Raw genomic sequence first — 18381 nt, 5'->3', positions numbered from 1 at the left:
TTATTCTCCTGCGCAGATGCGCGCTGCATGATTCACCACGCTGCTGGCATCAATGCCATGACGGGCGCGGGTAGAGGCGCGATCGCCGGCAATTGCATACTCGCCATCCGCGATGCCCAGCCGTAACAGCCGGATGCCGCAGCCGCCCTCTGCCAGCACTTCGGCCACCAGGCTGCCGACGCCGCCATTGACGTTATGCTCTTCCACGGTGATCACCGCTGGATAGTGATTTAACAGGTTGCGTAACTGTTGGGTATCGCAGGGTCGGATGGATGGAACCGCGATCACACCCGCTGAAATCCCCTGTTCAGCCAGTTGCTCTGCGGCGTGAACCACCTCGTGAACCGTCGAGCCCATTGCCACCAGCGCAATATCGCGACCTTCGCGCAGTTCGTCGATGGCACCCGGCCTGAAGCGGTAGTTTTCATCATGCAGCTGCGGCAGATCTTTCCCATCCAGACGGATATAGACCGGGCCAACGTGATCCAGGGCGTAATCGATAATCTGACGACACTCCAGCGGGCAGGAGGGCGCATAGATTTCAATGTTGCCAAAGCCGCGCATTACCGCGATATCATCAAGGCTGTGGTGAGTACTGGCCAGCGGGCCATAGCTGGCACCGGCATTAAGCCCGAACAGCTTGACGTTGGTGTTGTTGTAGCAGACATCCACTTTCACCTGCTCATTGGCGCGTGAAACCAGAAAAGGCGCGGCGTTACAGGTCACCGCAACCTTACCGCCCAATGCCAGACCCGCCGCGGTGCCGACCAGCGTCTGCTCGGCGATGCCGACGTTAACCAGCCGGTCGGGAAAGGCTTTGATAAAGGGCGCGATTTTAGCGGTTGAGGTGGAGTCCGCCACCACGGGCACCAGATCCACGCCCCGATTTACGGCGTCGATAAATGCGGTAACCATGACGCTGGCTAAATGCTGTGCATTACTCATCTTTCAGTTCCTCCAGTGCCAGTGCAATCTCTTCGCCTTTCGGCACCCGGTGATGCCATTCGGCTTTACTCTGGATAAAGGAGATGCCAAATCCCTTTTCGGTGTGCGCGACGATCACCTGGGGTTTACCGTTCTGCGGCAGGTTTTCAAGGGTACTGACCACATCGGCCATGTTGTTGCCGTTGCACTCCGTTACGTCCAGACCGAAGGCGCGCCATTTTTCCGGCAGCGGGTCGGTATTCATGATGTCGCGGGTGGCCCCGGCCAGCTGCAGCTTGTTTTTGTCGTTGATGATAATCAGGTTGTCGAGGCCGTAATGGGCAGCCACCAGCGCCGCTTCCCAGTTGCTGCCCTCAGCCAGCTCACCGTCGCCGGTGACGACAAAGATGCGACGGGAACTGTTATCTTTTTTTGCCGCAATCGCGATGCCTACCGCCACTGGCAGGCCGTGTCCCAGCGCGCCGGTGTTCAGTTCAACGCCGGGCGTTTTCTGCCGGACGGGATGGCCTGGCAGAGCCGAGTCGGCGTGCTGATAAGTGGCCAGCCAGTCGGCGGGAAAGTAACCGGCTTCAGCCAGTACGCAGTAATAGCCGCCAACCGCATGCCCTTTTGACTGGATGTAGATATCGCGCTGGTCATCATCGGTACGGTCCGCTGCACAGTTCAGGATACGGAAATAGAGTGCGGTGAGGATCTCAACCTGAGAGAGATCGGCACCGGTATGGCCGCCCGCCGGGCTGCCCGCATTCAGCTGGATGATACGGCGGCGGATGGCGCGTGCCCGGCGCTCAAGTTCCGCGACCGGGAGATTGAAAGGATTCATACACTACCTCTGAATTTTAAGTCGGATGTGAATATATATTCAGCATGGTTAAAAAAAATCCGTCGCGAAAAACAGGCCTGGTGACCTTACCTCTTCTCTTCGTCTTCAGGCGGGTCTGCTGCGGAGCCTTCTGCCACCTGCTCCGCTCAGCATGTTGCCGCTGTTGCCTCCTCATTGAATGCTTTCATTTCACTGCCATCGCCTCCTGCAGCATCCCGCAGGATCGGTCATCGTGTCGATTCCGTCATGCCCCTCTGCCAGATGCCGTTACACCCAATAGCGGGTTATCGTCAGCGAAACCTGCTCTGCCATCAGCATCGTTGCGGTTAAGCAGGCCGTTGCCCCAGCCAGCGCAGTTAAGGCAGCGAAGGGCTGATTTTCTTCGCTTGAATATATATTCATTTATGATTTTATATGCATAATGACTATGCGCCTGCGCAGCGGCGGCGTCCAATGCGCGATCGTCAAAAAGCGAAAACGATCACAAATTAGCCTGCGTTGTGATTTTGATCATCCTGGTTAACAATACCGGGCAGAGTCATAGAGGGAAAAACCGATGGCAAAACAGGACGAACAGCGACTGATGGTAAAAATTGCCACCCTTTACTATGTCGAAGGGTTAAAGCAGTCGGAGATTGCCCAGTCGCTCACCCTTTCGCAGTCGTTTGTCTCACGCACGCTTAATCGCAGCGTGAAAGAGGGGGTGGTCAAGATCAGCGTGATGCCCCCGGCCAATGTCTACCCGGAGCTGGAAAAAGCGATTGAGCAGACCTACAACCTGCCACAGGCGATTGTGGTGGATGTGCCGGATCAGGCCTCTTCCCTGCAGATCAAGCAGGCGATTGGGTCGGCTGCCGCCCACTATCTGGAAACCCGGCTGCGCAACGACGAGCTGATTGGCATCTCCTCGTGGAGCGGCACAATCCGGGCGATGGTGGATGCGCTGCACCCGCTGAACAGCGCCTGCAAAGGGGTGATCCAGCTGCTGGGCGGCGTTGGCGCAAACGGCAACGTCCAGGCGACGATCCTGACGCAGAATCTGGCGGCGCTGCTCAACTGCCCCGCCTGGCTGCTGCCGTCGCAGTCAATCGAGCATTCAGTCAGCGATCGCCAGCGGCTGTCGGCCAATGCAGAGGTGGCTGAGGTGCTGAGTAAGTTTGATCAGGTCGATCTGGCAATTGTCGGCATTGGCGATCTGGAGCCCTCGGCCCTGCTGCGAAATTCAGGCAACTATTATGACGGCGAAATGTTGCAGACGCTGGCGGCGCGCGGCGCGGTGGGCGATATCTGCCTGCACTATTTCGACGCCTGCGGGCAGCCGGTGCTGAAAGATGAAGAGGATCCGGTGATCGGGATGGAGCTGGCGCAGGTGAAACGCTGTCCACAGGTTGTCGGGCTGGCGGGCGGACGGGAAAAAGCCCAGGCCATCCGCGGGGCGCTGCTGGGCGGTTACATCAACGTGCTGATCGTCGACTATCCTACGGCGCGACTGCTGCTCACGCCGCAGGTCTGATTGTGACCGCTCAGATGGTGCGGTACGCCGTCGTGACTTTCCACAGATAGCGCGGTGCCTGCGCCGCCGGATGCTTGTTCTGCACATGCTGATAGAACTCATCGGGGGACATGGCATTGATCATCGCAATCGCCCGATCGCGATCGCGGGAAAAGGTTCGCAGCAGCGCACCGGCCCCATTGGCGTAGGAGACGATGGTGGCGTAGCGCAGCGTCAGGGGATCGCGGATGCCCGACAGCGCAGAGTCCTGCAGGATACGGATATAGGCGGTGCCGATATCGATATTTTTTGCCGGATCGCGCAGCTCGGCATTGGAGGGCTGACCGCGACGGCCCAGCGTGCGATAGACCTCGCGCCCGGCGGTGGAGGCTTTGATCTGCATCAGCCCTACCGCGTTGGAGCGGCTGACAACGCCCGGATTTCCACCTGATTCGACACTGATAATGGCGCTGATCAACTTTTCATCAACGCCATAATGACTGGCGGCATCTTCGGTAAACATGGCCCAGGTTCCGTTAACGCTGGACGGCGGTGCCTGAGTTAACGGCGTATTGCGCTGCTTAACAATCTGATGCGGAGGCTCGCTGGAACAGCCTGTCAGGAGTAACGCTGAGAGTATAAGGTGTCGGATTTTCAGCAATTTTTCGTCTCTTCGCTGTGGTGGCGAATGCTATCATACCCAGACAGGGCGTGAGCAAAATTACCGTTTATCCTAAATGCAGTAAAATCCGGCGCGTACCGTGACTTCAGCGGCGCTTTTCGTCATCATCGCGATAAATCAGGTGCTAACAGCAGGAAAGTATGATGATTTCACGTTCAATCCGTCTGATCTCCCCCTCCGGTTACTGCCACAATCAGCCTGCGGCGCTGCAGGGCATCGCGCGACTGCGCGCGGCCGGCCATCAGGTTGAGAACGAGCAGGTGATTACCCGCCGCTTTCAGCGCTTTGCCGGTACGGATGCGGAGAGACTGGCAGATATTAACCAGCTTGTCAGCCTCGCGAGGCTGCCCGACGTGGTGCTGGCCGTGCGCGGGGGTTATGGCGCCAGCCGGCTGCTGGCCTCGATTGACTACACGGGTCTGCAACGCCGTCTGCTGAATCAGCCGCTGGCGCTGTGCGGTCACAGCGACTTCACCGCGGTTCAGCTGGCGCTGCTGGCGCAGGTGGGCCTGATCACCTTCAGCGCCCCGATGCTGGCCGGTAATTTCGGTGCCGCGACCTTATCCGAATTTACTCTTCATCACTTCTGGCAGGCATTGACATCCCCGACATTTGAGGTGAAATGGCAAAGCGAAACGCCGGATGAAGGTGAATGGCAGGGCACGCTGTGGGGCGGCAATCTGGCGATGATCTGCTCCCTGATCGGCACCCCCTGGATGCCGCAGTTCGATAATGGCATTCTGGTGATCGAAGATGTGAATGAGCATCCGTTCCGCATTGAACGTATGCTGATCCAGCTTGAGCAGAGCGGCATTCTGGCGCGTCAGCGGGCGATCGTCACCGGCAGTTTTACCAGCACGGCGCTGTCAGACTATGATAATGGCTTTGACTTCAGCACTGTCTGGCAGCGGCTGCGTGACACCACTGGTCTGCCGGTCATCTCCAATCTGGATTTCGGTCATGACACGGATACCGTGACGCTGCCGCTGGGCGCACGCGCGCAGTTAGCCGTCCGTCAGGGGCGGGCGCAATTACAGGTTACCGGGCATCCCGTGCTGCGGGAATAGCGTACGTTTCAGGAGATCGACATTGAAGCCGTTGTATGACGATTTGTGGATCTCAACCCCGGAGTTTCCGGTGGAAGATGCCGTTAACGACCTGATGATGCACGGTTTTATGCTGCGTCACCCACGCGGCAACCTGCTGATTGGCCGGGTCGAAAACCTGCTCGACCATGAGGTGCTGGCCGATAGCGGCGGCGTGATCCGTCACTATCTGACCCACTGGCACGAGTCGGCACCGGGGACAGCCGTGATCCAGCAGCGCTTCAGCAGCGCGCTTTACTGCCACAGCCGGTCGCTGGGCCCGATCAGCCGTTTTGCAGAGCCGGACGACACCTTCACCCAGCCGGAGACACACTTCGGGGATTTTCATCTGCTGCCGACACCCGGCCATACGCCGGGCAGCGCCAGCTATCTCTATACGTCGCCGCTGGGCATGACCTATCTGTTTGCAGGCGATACGGTGACGCGCTCACATGATCAGTGGATCACCGTACTGGTGCCGGACAGCAATCCGGCTGAACTGAGTCAGACGCTGGAGTTCTACCGCTCGCTGCGCCCTGACGTCGTGCTGATGAGCACCACGCGCGGGCATCTCTCCTGGAAAACGGTCACGCTGCAGAGCTGGCTGGCGGCGATCGATGAAGCCGAGCAGCATCCACTGGATCTGCGCCAGCAGCCGCTGTTCTGATCACAGCTCTTTGGTCAGATAGTGACGCTGATGATGCAGGATATAGTTTCCCAGCGTGAGCCGCAGGGTGTAGCCGAGCTTTTCATAAAAAGGGCGCGCCTGAAAACTGGCGGTATCCACCTGCGCATAGCGGCATCCCCGCCGCTGCGCCTCCTGCTCCGCCGCCTGCATCAGCTGACTGCCTACCCCCTGACCGCGTAACGTTTCACTGACCCAGAGCATATCAATCCGCAGCCAGCTACCGGTGGTGGAACCGGTCAGCCCGGCCAGCTTCCGGCCCTGCTCGTCCCGGATAAAGACGCCGATCGCGCGGATTTCATCAACGTCGAAGAAGTGGCTGTTATGCGCCTTGAGGCCCAGCCTGACCTCATCCAGATCCTGCGTGGTGACATTATCGGTAATCTCAGGTTGCATAACAGGCTCCCGGTTAAGAATCGGAACGCTGACGGTCGTCGTAACGCTCCAGGCTCAGCGCATCCACATCACGTTTTTCGCTGCGGCTGCAGGGCAGAAGTTTATCGCTGTCGCGATAGACGAAGAAGATCTCCTTACTGCGCTGATTCACAATCAACTGGTCACCATTGCGAAAACGGGTAATCGCGACCGGGTCGCCCGCCTCCAGCTTTGTGCGCTGCTGACCGGCGGCAATCTGGAAATGGTTGTCCGGCCACATCAGCGTGGTTAAGCCATATTCGGCGCGTGAAACGATCATGGTCGCCCGGCCAGGGCAGTTAAGCTGAAATTCGGTTTCGCTCCGGGCGGGGGCGATGTGACAGGCCAGCAGGCCCAGGGCAATGAATGCTGCCTTCATGCTGTGTCTCCGCTGATTTTACTGAGAATTTTTAGCTTAACACATCAGAAAACAAGGGCGAGCGGCGGGGCAGCGATCATTAAGACCAGATAAAGCTGGACTCAGCCTGCGAAAAAGCTGAAAGTTGAGAAAAGGTAAAGTATAGCCAGCCAGCGTAACAGGCTGTCACACAGGCCGGATAAAGATTATTCAGCGGCCACCTCGGCGGCCACTAACATCAGGGCCAGCCCGGCATTCTCGCCATCGTAAGCCTGCATCGCTGCACGAATCTCGGCAGAACATGCCATCACCTGTTGCTTCTTGTCAGCCTCTAACTGATCAATCGCCTGGCGAATAATCATTAGACTTGCTTCTTCTTCTTTCATCATTTATCCCTGGATTTGCCTAAGCGGTGCGCAAAGAAGCTAAGAATACCGTTTATTACCAGGCAAAGTCACCCCTTTACATTCCTGCTGCTTAACGATTAAACAAATCACAAACAGGAAGCACAACGGAAAATGCTATAATTGAGCGATAAGGGGCGCAGGAGAGTGTTATTGCGCCAGCCGACTCCCAGGGATTGAAGCAGGTAGAAAATCATGATGCGACTCAGCATATTAATCCTCATCGCGATGCTGACTGGATGTTCATCTGGTCCGAAAGGGGTGGAATGTCCGGGTGAGGTTTCCACGATTTATGGTCAGCCGATGGGGCAGACCGACGCGGTGATTTTTGACCTGGTCAACGCCTTTACCGTCAGCCGCGACAGCGTCAGCGTGGAGAGCGGCCCGCTGCAGTCGCTGGATCGATTTAAATATGTTCCCTCTGCCGTTACGCGCGAAGGCTATTATGCTCAGCGTCTGTCTGACAAACAGTTCCGCCTGATCAATCCTTATCAGGACACCCAGATCACCTGGACCTGCCCATAAGGGATGAATCCTGCTGCCAGATCGTTTATTGTCAGGAAACGTCAAGCAGCAGGTCTCCCCGATGGAAAAGCGTCTCGATAACAACGGTTATATTGACTTCCCCTTCCCCGCCACCCGTAATGCGGATGGCTCTGTAAATCCCTGTGGTTTTGATCTGACGCTGGAAACGGGCCGTCTTGAGGAGATCGCGGTGCTGAACCGTTCGGTGAATCTCCGGCGACTGGTTGAGGAGATCAACCTCCAGGAGGGGCTGTTTATGACGCTGGCCTGCGACTGGCAGCAGCAGGCCGATGCGGTCTGCGGCTTTATTGATGTCGCCTTCCGGCCGGATTTGCCGCAACACGGTCACGACGAGGCGTTGCAGCTGGAGGCGGAGTTTAACCGCTACCTGGCCGGACAGGAGAAACAGCATCAGATGCCCGCCGACGCGCTGGTTAACTATGCCCGTTCGGTTCTGGACTGGAGCTGGTCACCACTGCGCCAGCGTCAGCGTGACTATGAGAAGATCACTATCCAGTTCTACTGTCCGCAGGCTGACGATGCCGAATGGTGCTTCGATCATCTGCGTCATTTTCTGGTCAGCGTCTATCCGGCCTGCATCGCAGCACGGCCACGCTGAGTCTCTTTGCTCCTGGAGTTGCTATGCGATCTGCTGCGCTGTCTGCTGTCATCCTCTTCTGCTCACTGCTGTTTGCCACGGCTGCCGAAGCCGATGGCTGCCGGCAAGTCCGCGCCGCTCTGGATATCGGTTCCGGCACCACCAAAATCGCGGTCGCACGCGTCAATGTCTGCCAGCAACGTATCGAAAAAATGCTCTATCAGGATCAGCGCGCTGTCGCCTGGAACGACGCCCTGGCCCATTCGCCTGATCATCAGCTCAGCCCGGCGATCGTGCAGGATGGGGTGACGGCGATCCGCCCGCTTCTGGCCCGCGCACAGCGTTTTCACCCCGATCGGATCAGCGGCGTTGCTACCGCCGTATTCCGTAACGCCACTAACGGAGAAGCCGTCATCGCGCAGCTGCAGCGCCAGACCGGGGCGGCGATCAGCATCATCTCGCAGCAACAGGAAGCAAAGCTCGGTTTCCTCTCCGCTAAAGCGGCGCTGGGCGATCCCGGTATCCGGGATGAGCAGTTACTGGTCTGGGATATTGGCGGCGGCTCGATGCAGATGACTGCATGGCGTCAGGCGGCGGGCCAGCCCGTTGCCGATATCTATCAGGGCAGACTGGCCTCTGTGACGCTGAAAAATTTTATTCTGACGGTGCTGAAGAATACACCGGCTGCCCCGTCGCCCAATCCAATCGGCTCCTGGCGCCCCTCGGTGCTGCGCTTTGTAGAGTTTTATGCAGCGAATGATGTCAGTCCGCAGATCAGACAGGATCTGCTGGGCCGGCGGGTGATCGGCATCGGCGGCGTTCATGGCTTCTCCATCCGTAACCAGTTACCGGGAAAAACCCGTCACTATACACTGGCGGCGCTAAGGCAGCTGTCGCAGCAGCAGGTCTGGAAAGGCGACAGTGAACTTTCGGGCGACTACCGGGCCACTGACGTCAGCAATCTGCTGCTGGTTGAAGGTTATATGCAGGCGCTGAAGATCAATGAGGTCACCGTTGTTGAGGCCAGTCTGATTCAGGGGGTTCTGCTGCAGTAACGCTCTGTCGCCCGCCGCGCGACATATCCGGCGGGCGCAGGTGACCTGTTCCGTTCGCCCCCTGCGCCGCTGGCGGTTCCGTTCAGCTATTGCTGCGCGGGCAAGGGGCATTGCGCGCCGTTCCCCACTCGTCAGCCTCGTCCGTCACCGGTCCGATTCCGCCATCATCACTGCCTCACTCTCTCCCCCTTCAGCGCCCCGGTACCGCCTGAATCCGCCGTTCAGACAGAAATGGGTGGCCCGCAAACGCGTCGTTATTCACAGTCAGAAATGATTTTTCAGGCTGATGATCCTCTCAGTCAGAGCAGAACTCACTATCTTTGCTACGCTTTTAAGGTCTCACTCAAAACCAAGGAGCAATAAATGTCAGGAAAAATCGAAGATAAAGTAAAAGAAGCGGCTGGCGCAGTTCAGGAACAATGGGGTGCAGCAACCGGTTCATCTGAGCATCAGGTTAAAGGCGCAGCACGCCGTTACACCAACCAGGCAAGCTATGCAGCACGCGATGCGGCTGAGTGCATCAAGGATCAGGTTCAGTCTAATCCTGCTGCCGGTCTGGCCATTGCGGCTGGCGTTGGCGTGTTCATCGGCTTCCTGCTGGGCCGCAAGTAATACGACCTGACGTCAACGGAACGGGAGCTGCGGCTTCCGTTTTTTTTGGCTTTCACGCCTGCCGGGAAGCGATCTCTGTAAGAGGTGCGTTCCGCGACGGGGGAAAGCGGTTGTGAAGTTCATTCTGTGCTCTTTCTGACAACATCAAGGTGACCTTATGAAAACGATTCCTGCCCTGCTGCTGGTTGCAGCGACCTTCGCCTCGCTTGCAGGCTGCTCGCAGCGAAGTGACGCGATTAAAGCCGACGGCCGTCCGCATGCGCCAAGTGGTCAGTCTTCGCCTGGCGGCACACTGGGTTCCGGCCCGGTTGGTCAGCCACAATCGTAATTCCCCTGCCCCGGCAGGCCTGCCGGGGTTTATCACCGCCATAATATTTCTGTCTGCTGATTAAAATATTCTCACTAATAATTAACCTGCTATTAGTTATGACGGGAATTAAAAAAGGGTAATTCCCCCTGAAAAGTCAGAATTATCTAAGTTCTTTTCGAAATCGCCTTACTCTTTTTACACGATCCTGTATATATACCAGAAATAAACAACCCTTAAATTATGGGAACACTTTAAACGATCCCTTTAGAAGCTAAAAAAATAGTCTTCTGCAATGAACTTAAATCGCCGTAATAATCTCTAATCACGCACAACCTCTTTTTGTTTACTGTTACGGCACCGCGAAGAGAATTCAGGCGTGAAGAAAAAAAAGATTTATCTGATCGATCGGCTGTTAACGGCCTATACCCGTTTGTCCGGCAGAAAGCCCTCACCGGGTCTTCAGGCCCTGACGCCGCAGACGGTGGTGGTCTACTCCACGACTGCACTGGGCGATTTCCTGATGAATACGCCGGCTATCTGGAGCCTGAAAAATCGTTTCCCCACCAGCAAATTTGTTCTGGTTTCCAGTGAGAAAAATAAGGATCTGGTCAGCCGCTATAACTGGTTCGATAAGATTTATATCTGGGATAATAAAATTGCCAACTACCTGCCGCTGTTTTTCAAATTGCGTCGTCATAAACCCGATCTGTCGGTGATATTACACGCCCATTTTCCTTACGATATTATGAGTTCGGTACTCAGCGGCAGTAAGGCAATCGTGCGCGACCATTACGGCAGCGAGTCGCCGCTGCTGAATAAATATCTCGATCACTATTCCGGCTATTTCGACGACCACACGATTAAACGTAAGCTGAAACTGATTGAGGCGCTGGGCGCAGAGAGCGGGCAGACCCGTATGCATCTGCCCGAACTGGATCTTCCTGCCACCGCCGCGCCGGGTCATCGCCGCATCGGGTTCCAGCTTGGGGCCTCTAAAGGTATTCGCCGCTGGCCGCTGGAATCTTTCTGCCAGCTCGCCACCGCACTGCTTGCACGCTGGCCCGATGCAGAGATTATCGTGACCGGAACCGCCGCTGAGCAGCCCCTTGAGCGGACATTTATCGAAGGCCTGCCTCCCCACTGCCGCAGCAACATCACGCCGATGGCGGGAAAAACCAACCTGAGCGGGCTGATTGGCCTGATTCGCACGCTGGATCTGCTGGTCACTGGCGATACCGGGCCTCTGCACATCGCGGTGGCAGCACAGACGCCGACCGTCAGCCTCTTCGCCACCGCCAACCCACGCTACACCGGCCCCTGCCAGGACAGCGATCGTCACATCATTATTCATCGTCCGGCTGACATCGCATCGCAGCATCCGATGGCGGCAATCAAACCCGAAGAGGTCGGGCAGGCCGTGGCGAAACTGGTGGGATAATGAGCGAACTCTCTCTGGCCATCATCACGCTGATCGAATATCACAATCGGCCCACCGCCCTGGGGCACTTCCGCAGAGCTGACCGGGCCGGATTCTATCTGCAGCAGCTCCCGCTGAACGAGGTGGAGTTTGCGATTCTGATGAGTGACTTCTTTGTCACCTTTGGCGTCAGTTCAGAACACTATGAAGAAGCGCGTTATTTTCCGGCGCATAAAGCGCGGCGTTTCGCACCGGCTCGCGGGTTCAGAGCCGGTGCCGCAAAAGCCGGCTATCCGCTGACCGTCGCCCTGCTGTGTGAAGCGGCCCGCTCGGGCGTCTGGCCCGCCGCGGACGCCTGAATAATGGTGTGGATGAATGCGTCATAGACCTCACAACTGGTCAGCGCATTAACCTCTCGCGAGGCGGGTTGCAGCACCTGATACGCCACCTGCCACGGATGCCAGCAGGCCGGATCGCTGTCACCAAACAGCGCAACGACCGGTAATCCCAGCGCGGCGCCCACATGCATTGCCCCGCCATCACTGCTGACCAGCCCCTGACACAACGACATTGCCGCAATCAGCTCCGACAGACTGCTGGTCGGCACCGCTTTGACCGGAAGATGGGGACAGCGCGCCATGATGTCGCGCGCCTTCTCATCATCGCCGGGATGACGCGGATTATCGCGGCTGCCGGGTGACCAGAGCAGCATAATCTGGCAGCGATGACGTGCGGCGATTTTCTCCGCCAGCCCGGCAAAGCGGGTGACTTCCCACTGCTGACTCGGCTTACGGGCGCTGATCTGCAACGCATAGATCGGGATGGCGGGATCGATATCATAGGTCTCCCGCAGACGGGCCGCGATGGCCGCATCAGGCCGCAGCGTCAGCCGGCCAGGCGTGGTGGCGTCCGGCTGTAGCGGCCGGCCCAGGCGGAACAGGATTTCACTGATATGAGCAGGCGACGGATCGGGCGGTAACAGATCGGTAATCAGCGGGTGCGGTTGCTGGCCCAGCGCGATCACCCGACCGGGACGCACCATTTTCACCCATTTCAGGCCATGCCGATCCCAGCGACTTTTTGCCAGAATGACCACATCGTAACGCTGCTTTTTCAGAGTTCGTATCAGCGTCAGCCGCTGCAGCAGACAGGCGAGCCGCCCCTGCCCGGCCTCCCGATGATGCAGTTTGGTGTAACAGAAGAGCTGCCGGATATCGGGATTATGCGCTAACACGGGCGCGGCATAATGGTTGGTCAGCACATCAACCTGATACTGACCCGACTGCGCCAGCGCACTGATCAGTGGCGTGGTCAGTAAGGTGTCGCCAATGTTATCCCGACAAATAATTAAAACCCGCATATCTGACATCCTCTGCGCACAGGCTAAGCCATTCCGGCTGAATAAGGTGAGACTCGCCCGGTTAACGCTCTGGAAACGATAACGTAACGGTAATAGTCAGCAAATTAGTCAGCGCAGTGTCAGATTGGTTCCATAGTTAGTTTTTTGTTAAGTACCGGCGCGGCACCTTACAGTAAGGATTCTCTCCGATAAGAGCCAGGATGGGATTCCGGCTGTGATAGTGCCAGCAAGGGATGTCAGGCGCGGCATAGCCACCGGTGTCGGCAACCGGTGCCTGGCAGAGTGCAGATTGTCAGTCGCTGCTTTTTGTCAGCAGGCTGATAGCCAGCTTCATAACGGGTTCTGAAGGGATGCCGTCAAACATCCTCTCAATGTTTTCTGAAATCGCGTTGCGCGTAAGTGGCTTATCCTCGGCCAGGATCTCCAGCACAGCCTGGCCAAACAGCAGGCGGCAGAGATGAATCGCGTCTTTTGTATATTTCGTATCCATACATCCTCCATAGCGTGAGCATTTACAGTAACGCTATAGCGGCGCAGACAGAGACGCGCGGCAGCGCCTGCCAGCAACAGCTGAAAGCCTTGACGAAAGATGCCAGTGTGTTTGGTCAACCCGCAATAACGATTACATGAGCATGGCTGAGGAACGGACATAAGAAGATTTTGGATCGCCGTCGATGACCTGTCATTGAGCCAGCCTGAAAGGTGGCAGGCCATATCGACCAAAGGAGTGCTCATCACTTTGACCTCTGAACAGCTTCAAAGCTCTGACTTCTCTCCTCAGAACTGTTTGCTGATTGCCAGCGAAGCAGCGAACCTGTAGCCGTGGCATAGCGTTTAATGAAGGTAACTGCCGACGCAGCTGCAGTCACTGCAACAGCAGACGCTCTTTCACTTCAATTATGAAAGCCAGCAGAAGTGCTCTGACAGATAGCTGTGGAATTCTGGCAGGCTGGCTGCTCTCCTTATTCTGTCAGCGGTCTGTCACACACGCTATTAATCCGGATGAGAGCCTGACACATCCAGTGATGCTGTCACGCTTACCGCGATCACTTCGGAATAAGGTATATGCTGACGGTAAGCTTCTGTGGCCTATCAGCACGCTGAAAGACTCTTAATTGACTGCTTTACTTAATCATGGCGAGAGTCAACGAGCCCGGCAATCTGGATTGGGTTATCACCAGCATTACGGTGAAAGAGTCCAATGACACCAGGCTACCCGAAGCGGGATTATGCATTTGTTCTCTTTACACACCAGGAAACCTGCTTTTAACGTCCTGCCTCATAATCGGCTAATCAACAGAATCACCCTATCAGTAGCGCCTGCATTTGCTCACAATCCTTTCCATTACAATAATTCAAAAAGAGTCTATGCAATTTCAGCTAAATAATCTGCAGAAAAAAATCAGCCTGTAACAGAAAGAATTATTAAGTATTTGCATCCATATCCAGCCATCTTTCAACTGCATATGCAATACTCAATAGTGGGTAATCTATGAAAGCAAATCATCAGAGTTTAACTATCAGAAATCTGTTTATAGTCATCGTTCGAATGAACTTTGTCGGCAGTTATTCCAGAAACCTCCCCATTTTTCAGTAATGATTTATCGCAAGCATTTTTAGACTCAGTCAGACTAAAGAGACTTTCCGCACGCCAGGTTCAGGAACGCCGTGACTGACAGACGCAAACCCGCACGGTAAACCTGAAGGGCATAAATAGCAAAAAAAATAAATCAGCATAAACTAATCTCTATAAAAAAAATGGAGAGCATTAATAATGGTTGTGACCATGATCAGAAGAACTGCCTTATACTATATCTTCTTGCAACTTACGCTTATCTCAATAGGCGCAACCTGTATTGATGTTTTCTGGATGAATGACGTAATATCTTCATTTTGCCTGACAAAACTCCTTCAGACATTCATAACTGGAGTTATACTTTTCATCTATAGCTTGAACGCCAGAAAAAAGACGCAAATGCAGAGCTTATATCTTTTATTTTCTTCTTTATTTCTTTGCCTTTTTGTCAAAAGAATAAACCCAATGATTAGCGATAGCGACATCTGGGTGTGGCTGGACACGCTAATAATAATCATCACAGTTCCCTTCCTGGTAAAAAACAGACAGCACCTTGTTCGAAGCCTTCACAATTATATGAAAACTTCATCATGGGGATTAATGCTGGCTGGAATATACACAATATTTGTTTTTTCTAATTTTTCTGGCTTGCCCATGTTGTGGGAATTCGCTCTCGACAATGCACATCAACAGGATGCTGTAAACCTGATGACAGAGATGAGCGCCCTTTTTGGATATAATCTTTTATTTTTCAGCACACTGCATCATTTCTCTTTTTCGGGAATCAATGCCTGATTCTCCAGTCAGATACAGGCCGCTTATTATAAATAATCCTTATGACCTGCTGTTTAGTAAACAGCAGGTTATTTTTTTGCGGGAAATCACACAGGCAGAAATTTCAGACGTTCACCTGCGTTTGAAGTTGAAAAAAAGCAGTCGCTACTATACTTTTATCTGACAAATCCTATCAACCGATAACATTTCACACCAGGATAAACCTATGTACCTTAAGCATAATGAGAATTTTTTTTTAGCTTTGCTGGAATGGATCGATGGCAACCTTGAAAAAAAAATTAGCATTGATGAAATTGCAAGAAAGGCGGGTTACAGTAAATGGTATTTACAACGGAGTTTCACAGAGTATTATGGCGTCTCTCTGGGAGGTTACATTCGTAAAAGAAGGCTTGATGAAGCTGCGATTAAGCTGAGAAATTCTGATATGAGCACGTTGGATATTGCCTTGCTATACAAGTGGGATAGTCAACAAACCTTTACTCGTTCTTTTAAAAATCAGTTTGGTATCCCACCCGTTCAGTGGAAGAAAAGCCATCAACTCAAAAAATAAACTGGCCCTTTTTGATGCCAAGCGATCTGCTCAGGTTGCAAACCGGAGCATAAATAAAGTCTTTTTTCAAATCATCCAGCTCGTTTACACCAATTAATCTCAGAATGATGTCCTCGCTTATTTTTTTTATCGGTGGTGATACAGTGCTCAAGAACTTCTCAGGAAAATAATTATTAGCGCTACTGTCAAGAGCAATCACGGCTAGCTTTTTCCTTAATATATAGCCGATAGTATATAACTGGTAAAGAATTCCATACGCTAAGATATCATTTGTGGCAACAATGCCATCCGGAAAAACGTTTTCTCTCACAAGGACATTAGCCAGATTCCTGCCAACCTGAAACTGATCTAACTCAATATGGTTCAAAGAGCCTTTAATCGATCTCACTATATCGCTTCTTTTAGAACCCCTTGCATCCTGCATAGAGTAGAACCCATGTATTTTTTGACTAAGCTCCTCATTGATATAGTCTTCGGTGACCATAATGATATCTTTGTGATTGCGTTCGATTAAGGTTTTGGTTGCAAGCCTCGCAGCTTCATAATTGTCCATGCTAAAGCGGTCAAAAAACTTATTCTCGCTTAACAGGCGATTAGGATTATAGCTGTCGTAACTAATCACTTTCATACCGCGCTCTGAAGCCTTTATAAAGTGTGTTTTGAAAACATTGCTTTTAACCACAACGAGCATTGTTACGCCAATTTTAAGCATATCATCAATGAATAATGTTTCTCGAACTGACTCCTCATAGCCACTCCCTGATATGACGCTGCAATCAAATTTAGCTGCGGCCTGTTCTAAGCTTTTTATTATTAACGTATATCTTTCACTGGCAGCTGACGGCAGCAGTAGCGCAATGATATTTTTACTCTGTTTAAATTTTTGCTGAGGAATAAGATGAGAGCAACCCATTTCCTCGATTACAGATTTTATTCTGACCCAGGTTTCTGTTCGCATTTTTTCTGGTCGATTATTAATAAAGTTAGATACCGTAGCAGGAGAAACACCTGCAGCCTGAGCGATGATCCTGACACTAGCCATCAGATATCCTATGAGGTATTTTATTTATATTGAAAGCAGTTAAGATTTATAGCTATTTAAAAGAGTACTGCAATGTGTTCTAACAGAAACCTTTAACACTATTAGCTTTTCATCATCAGCCGTATAGTATTGCCCAAATGGCAGAAAAGCGTTTCTCATGAACTGGAATGGCAATGCAAGCCCCAATGTATAGTGTGTCCTCAAGGCTATTTCTTCATAGGTTACAGAAGGATCTGAAAGTAACCTTATTGTCAGAAACACGGCGCTATGGAGTTTACTTTCCAGCACAGAAAATATTTTACGAGATCTGTCCGGAGTGTTTGTAGTTTGGATCTTCGTTATTAAATTAGCAGTCCCAGGACTACTGATTTCAGAAAAAATAGTTTCAACAATTTTTTCCATCAGTGCACAAACTGAATCATGAGCAGACTCTTTATCATTCACCAGAACAGCCTGCTCAATGTCGGCAATGATAGGATCGTATCGGTTCAGACAAAAATCGACTATCTCCTGTGTGCATTCATTGAATATTCCCTCCTTGCTGCCGAAATAATATTGAAGAACGGGCGTCGTAACACCTGCTCTTGACGCTATGATGCGTGTTGTAGCACCATCAAATCCCATCTCGCCAAATACATCGGTCGCAGCGTTAAGAATCTCTTTTCGGGTTTTCTTGCTTCCGGCATATGACCTTTCGGGACGATACCTGACAACCCCACCTTCCTCGCTTGCCATAAAATCCCTTATTATCATTGACTTATGTTCGTAAAAGAACGTTATTTGAAAATTCTATCACTTGATATAAATTATATCAAGTGACTGCCAGTGCAGATTTAAATCGCCGCTTTTTTCAAAAATTCCACCGCTCATGCATAAAGGGGGCATAACAGATGTCGATTTTTTTTCGATTTAAAAAATCAGATTTAATGCTGCCTGCATTATTCTTTGTAAGTATAAACAGCGCTTACGCTTCCTATTCCACACCAGTTGTGAGTGTAATCCGTGCTGATGGCGCAGATGATTTATGCCGAAGAACAGACGCACCCAAGGTTACTACTCCACTCTATTGCATCGATATCAAAGAGTTAAAGGATACATGCTTTAAATGTCAGCGTGCATCTGATAAAGACCAGATATATAGCGTGCCTTCTCACAGTAACCATACCCGTTTAGTCTGCAAGCGACCTCTGGAAACGATGGCGAGAGTCTGCCTTCACCTGTAGCCAATCATATAAAATGGAAAGCTCCGCTATGTAAAATTTCTTTATCACAAAATATTTAACACAAAAGGAAATAGCAGTCTCTGATGTTTTTTGCTTATAGTGCGATTGCACTAAAACTTAAATAAATAAAGCATTTTTAATACAACTTTAAAAGCTTTGATTAATAGAGACTTTTTCTCACCTGCCCGCTTTTCGCATTTTACGTACTTTTTTTAATTCCGTTGAATGGGTTGAAATTATAAAACCCTTGAACATAATCACTGTCGATCCTTGATCCTGGCATTTCTTTTCCTTTGTCACTAAAGGTGGCCCCTTATCCGGGGGCTTTTTTTTTGCGATGTGTTTTACTCATTGAGGACCTAAACTGACCACACCCGCAATATTTCTGATCTTTGATGCTAAAAATCACAAGACATGTGGCTTATACACT

At 52.5% G+C, this 18381-nt stretch carries 22 protein-coding genes; 12 read left to right on the top strand and 10 right to left on the bottom strand.

Annotated features, from left to right (window positions below; genetic code table 11):
- The gene (locus ACNY69_RS03595; RefSeq protein WP_111138708.1) at positions 1-945 is read right to left on the bottom strand and encodes a transketolase family protein; all 945 of its coding nucleotides are present in this window, start codon (positions 943-945) and stop codon (positions 1-3) included.
- The gene (locus tag ACNY69_RS03590) at positions 938-1768 is read right to left on the bottom strand and encodes a transketolase (protein WP_111138707.1); all 831 of its coding nucleotides are present in this window, start codon (positions 1766-1768) and stop codon (positions 938-940) included. The genes ACNY69_RS03595 and ACNY69_RS03590 overlap by 8 nt, the downstream gene beginning before the upstream one ends.
- A 556-nt stretch (positions 1769-2324) precedes the next feature.
- On the opposite strand from ACNY69_RS03590, the gene ACNY69_RS03585 reads away from it, so the two are divergent.
- Entirely contained in the window at positions 2325-3281 is a 957-nt protein-coding gene (locus ACNY69_RS03585; protein ID WP_111138706.1) for a sugar-binding transcriptional regulator, read from the top strand.
- 10 nt (positions 3282-3291) lie between these two features.
- Here ACNY69_RS03585 and emtA read toward each other — a convergent pair whose 3' ends face one another.
- On the bottom strand, positions 3292-3921 hold the full coding sequence (gene emtA, locus ACNY69_RS03580) for a membrane-bound lytic murein transglycosylase EmtA (protein ID WP_111138705.1): 630 nt from the start codon (positions 3919-3921) through the stop codon (positions 3292-3294).
- 164 nt (positions 3922-4085) lie between these two features.
- Between emtA and ldcA the strand changes: the two genes are divergently transcribed.
- Together ldcA and ACNY69_RS03570 are read left to right on the top strand one after the other, a co-directional pair.
- Positions 4086-5009 carry a muramoyltetrapeptide carboxypeptidase gene (ldcA, locus tag ACNY69_RS03575; RefSeq protein ID WP_418797364.1) on the top strand — a complete coding sequence of 308 codons (924 nt, stop codon included), beginning with the start codon at positions 4086-4088 and terminating at the stop codon, positions 5007-5009.
- A 22-nt stretch (positions 5010-5031) separates the two neighbouring features.
- A complete protein-coding gene (locus tag ACNY69_RS03570; protein ID WP_293769584.1) occupies positions 5032-5694 on the top strand; it encodes an MBL fold metallo-hydrolase in 663 nt (220 codons plus the stop codon).
- Here the strand turns inward: ACNY69_RS03570 and ACNY69_RS03565 are convergent, their stop codons facing one another.
- The 3 genes from ACNY69_RS03565 to ACNY69_RS03555 all read right to left on the bottom strand — a co-directional run bounded on the left by ACNY69_RS03565 (position 5695) and on the right by ACNY69_RS03555 (position 6870).
- On the bottom strand, positions 5695-6108 hold the full coding sequence (locus ACNY69_RS03565) for a GNAT family N-acetyltransferase (protein ID WP_367395392.1): 414 nt from the start codon (positions 6106-6108) through the stop codon (positions 5695-5697). It abuts the gene before it with no gap.
- A 13-nt stretch (positions 6109-6121) separates the two neighbouring features.
- Positions 6122-6505, bottom strand: a complete 384-nt coding sequence (locus ACNY69_RS03560; protein ID WP_111138701.1) for a hypothetical protein — start codon at positions 6503-6505, stop codon at positions 6122-6124.
- Positions 6506-6690: 185 nt separating this feature from the next.
- Positions 6691-6870 (bottom strand): hypothetical protein, encoded by a 180-nt coding sequence (locus tag ACNY69_RS03555; protein ID WP_111138700.1) that lies wholly within the window; start codon positions 6868-6870, stop codon positions 6691-6693.
- Between the two features lie 213 nt (positions 6871-7083).
- Between ACNY69_RS03555 and ACNY69_RS03550 the strand changes: the two genes are divergently transcribed.
- From ACNY69_RS03550 to ACNY69_RS03520, 7 genes are all read left to right on the top strand, one after another.
- A complete protein-coding gene (locus ACNY69_RS03550; protein ID WP_418797320.1) occupies positions 7084-7413 on the top strand; it encodes a hypothetical protein in 330 nt (109 codons plus the stop codon).
- A gap of 61 nt (positions 7414-7474) precedes the next feature.
- Positions 7475-8032 carry a hypothetical protein gene (locus tag ACNY69_RS03545; RefSeq protein ID WP_111138698.1) on the top strand — a complete coding sequence of 186 codons (558 nt, stop codon included), beginning with the start codon at positions 7475-7477 and terminating at the stop codon, positions 8030-8032.
- Positions 8033-8055: 23 nt separating this feature from the next.
- On the top strand, positions 8056-9066 hold the full coding sequence (locus ACNY69_RS03540; RefSeq protein ID WP_418797319.1) for a Ppx/GppA phosphatase family protein: 1011 nt from the start codon (positions 8056-8058) through the stop codon (positions 9064-9066).
- 363 nt (positions 9067-9429) lie between these two features.
- Entirely contained in the window at positions 9430-9678 is a 249-nt protein-coding gene (locus ACNY69_RS03535; protein ID WP_111138696.1) for an ElaB/YgaM/YqjD family protein, read from the top strand.
- Positions 9679-9835: 157 nt separating this feature from the next.
- Positions 9836-10006, top strand: coding sequence for a hypothetical protein (locus ACNY69_RS03530; protein WP_167498249.1), 171 nt, complete (start codon positions 9836-9838; stop codon positions 10004-10006).
- Positions 10007-10364: 358 nt separating this feature from the next.
- Positions 10365-11426, top strand: coding sequence for a glycosyltransferase family 9 protein (locus tag ACNY69_RS03525; protein WP_418797318.1), 1062 nt, complete (start codon positions 10365-10367; stop codon positions 11424-11426).
- Positions 11426-11764 carry a DUF1493 family protein gene (locus ACNY69_RS03520; protein WP_418797317.1) on the top strand — a complete coding sequence of 113 codons (339 nt, stop codon included), beginning with the start codon at positions 11426-11428 and terminating at the stop codon, positions 11762-11764. Before ACNY69_RS03525 ends, ACNY69_RS03520 begins: the two co-directional genes overlap by 1 nt.
- Here the strand turns inward: ACNY69_RS03520 and ACNY69_RS03515 are convergent.
- Together ACNY69_RS03515 and ACNY69_RS03510 are read right to left on the bottom strand one after the other, a co-directional pair.
- Entirely contained in the window at positions 11695-12765 is a 1071-nt protein-coding gene (locus ACNY69_RS03515) for a glycosyltransferase family 9 protein (protein WP_293769564.1), read from the bottom strand. The genes ACNY69_RS03520 and ACNY69_RS03515 overlap by 70 nt on opposite strands.
- 292 nt (positions 12766-13057) lie before the next feature.
- Positions 13058-13255 carry a hypothetical protein gene (locus tag ACNY69_RS03510; protein WP_418797316.1) on the bottom strand — a complete coding sequence of 66 codons (198 nt, stop codon included), beginning with the start codon at positions 13253-13255 and terminating at the stop codon, positions 13058-13060.
- Positions 13256-14539: 1284 nt separating this feature from the next.
- Here ACNY69_RS03510 and ACNY69_RS03505 point away from each other — a divergent pair.
- Positions 14540-15136, top strand: a complete 597-nt coding sequence (locus ACNY69_RS03505; RefSeq protein ID WP_293769560.1) for a hypothetical protein — start codon at positions 14540-14542, stop codon at positions 15134-15136.
- A 205-nt stretch (positions 15137-15341) separates the two neighbouring features.
- On the top strand, positions 15342-15686 hold the full coding sequence (locus ACNY69_RS03500; protein WP_111138690.1) for a helix-turn-helix domain-containing protein: 345 nt from the start codon (positions 15342-15344) through the stop codon (positions 15684-15686).
- On the opposite strand, the gene ACNY69_RS03495 is transcribed toward ACNY69_RS03500, so the two are convergent.
- Positions 15676-16728: a substrate-binding domain-containing protein gene (locus tag ACNY69_RS03495; RefSeq protein ID WP_418797315.1), complete on the bottom strand. Its 1053-nt coding sequence runs from the start codon at positions 16726-16728 to the stop codon at positions 15676-15678. The genes ACNY69_RS03500 and ACNY69_RS03495 overlap by 11 nt on opposite strands.
- Positions 16729-16767: 39 nt before the next feature.
- Complete coding sequence (locus tag ACNY69_RS03490) at positions 16768-17463, bottom strand: TetR/AcrR family transcriptional regulator (protein ID WP_418797313.1); 696 nt, start codon at positions 17461-17463, stop codon at positions 16768-16770.
- Between the last annotated feature and the right edge of the window lie 918 nt (positions 17464-18381).

Origin of the sequence: Pantoea graminicola (assembly GCF_048452665.1) — a bacterium.
Lineage (GTDB): Bacteria > Pseudomonadota > Gammaproteobacteria > Enterobacterales > Enterobacteriaceae > Pantoea.
This window is presented reverse-complemented; position numbering and strand designations above follow the sequence as displayed.

Bases quoted from the DNA above. Each gene is read 5' to 3' on its own strand.
- ACNY69_RS03500 (WP_111138690.1), top strand. From the start codon at position 15,342: ATGTACCTTAAGCATAATGAGAATTTTTTTTTAGCTTTGCTGGAATGG.
- ACNY69_RS03550 (WP_418797320.1), top strand. From the start codon at position 7,084: ATGATGCGACTCAGCATATTAATCCTCATCGCGATGCTGACTGGATGT.
- ACNY69_RS03595 (WP_111138708.1), bottom strand. From the start codon at position 945: ATGAGTAATGCACAGCATTTAGCCAGCGTCATGGTTACCGCATTTATC.
- ACNY69_RS03565 (WP_367395392.1), bottom strand. From the start codon at position 6,108: ATGCAACCTGAGATTACCGATAATGTCACCACGCAGGATCTGGATGAG.
- ACNY69_RS03540 (WP_418797319.1), top strand. From the start codon at position 8,056: ATGCGATCTGCTGCGCTGTCTGCTGTCATCCTCTTCTGCTCACTGCTG.
- ACNY69_RS03495 (WP_418797315.1), bottom strand. From the start codon at position 16,728: ATGGCTAGTGTCAGGATCATCGCTCAGGCTGCAGGTGTTTCTCCTGCT.
- ACNY69_RS03590 (WP_111138707.1), bottom strand. From the start codon at position 1,768: ATGAATCCTTTCAATCTCCCGGTCGCGGAACTTGAGCGCCGGGCACGC.
- ACNY69_RS03505 (WP_293769560.1), top strand. From the start codon at position 14,540: ATGGTTGTGACCATGATCAGAAGAACTGCCTTATACTATATCTTCTTG.
- ACNY69_RS03535 (WP_111138696.1), top strand. From the start codon at position 9,430: ATGTCAGGAAAAATCGAAGATAAAGTAAAAGAAGCGGCTGGCGCAGTT.
- ACNY69_RS03545 (WP_111138698.1), top strand. From the start codon at position 7,475: ATGGAAAAGCGTCTCGATAACAACGGTTATATTGACTTCCCCTTCCCC.
- ACNY69_RS03560 (WP_111138701.1), bottom strand. From the start codon at position 6,505: ATGAAGGCAGCATTCATTGCCCTGGGCCTGCTGGCCTGTCACATCGCC.
- ACNY69_RS03530 (WP_167498249.1), top strand. From the start codon at position 9,836: ATGAAAACGATTCCTGCCCTGCTGCTGGTTGCAGCGACCTTCGCCTCG.
- ACNY69_RS03555 (WP_111138700.1), bottom strand. From the start codon at position 6,870: ATGAAAGAAGAAGAAGCAAGTCTAATGATTATTCGCCAGGCGATTGAT.
- ldcA (WP_418797364.1), top strand. From the start codon at position 4,086: ATGATTTCACGTTCAATCCGTCTGATCTCCCCCTCCGGTTACTGCCAC.
- ACNY69_RS03520 (WP_418797317.1), top strand. From the start codon at position 11,426: ATGAGCGAACTCTCTCTGGCCATCATCACGCTGATCGAATATCACAAT.
- ACNY69_RS03490 (WP_418797313.1), bottom strand. From the start codon at position 17,463: ATGGCAAGCGAGGAAGGTGGGGTTGTCAGGTATCGTCCCGAAAGGTCA.
- ACNY69_RS03585 (WP_111138706.1), top strand. From the start codon at position 2,325: ATGGCAAAACAGGACGAACAGCGACTGATGGTAAAAATTGCCACCCTT.
- ACNY69_RS03515 (WP_293769564.1), bottom strand. From the start codon at position 12,765: ATGCGGGTTTTAATTATTTGTCGGGATAACATTGGCGACACCTTACTG.
- ACNY69_RS03510 (WP_418797316.1), bottom strand. From the start codon at position 13,255: ATGGATACGAAATATACAAAAGACGCGATTCATCTCTGCCGCCTGCTG.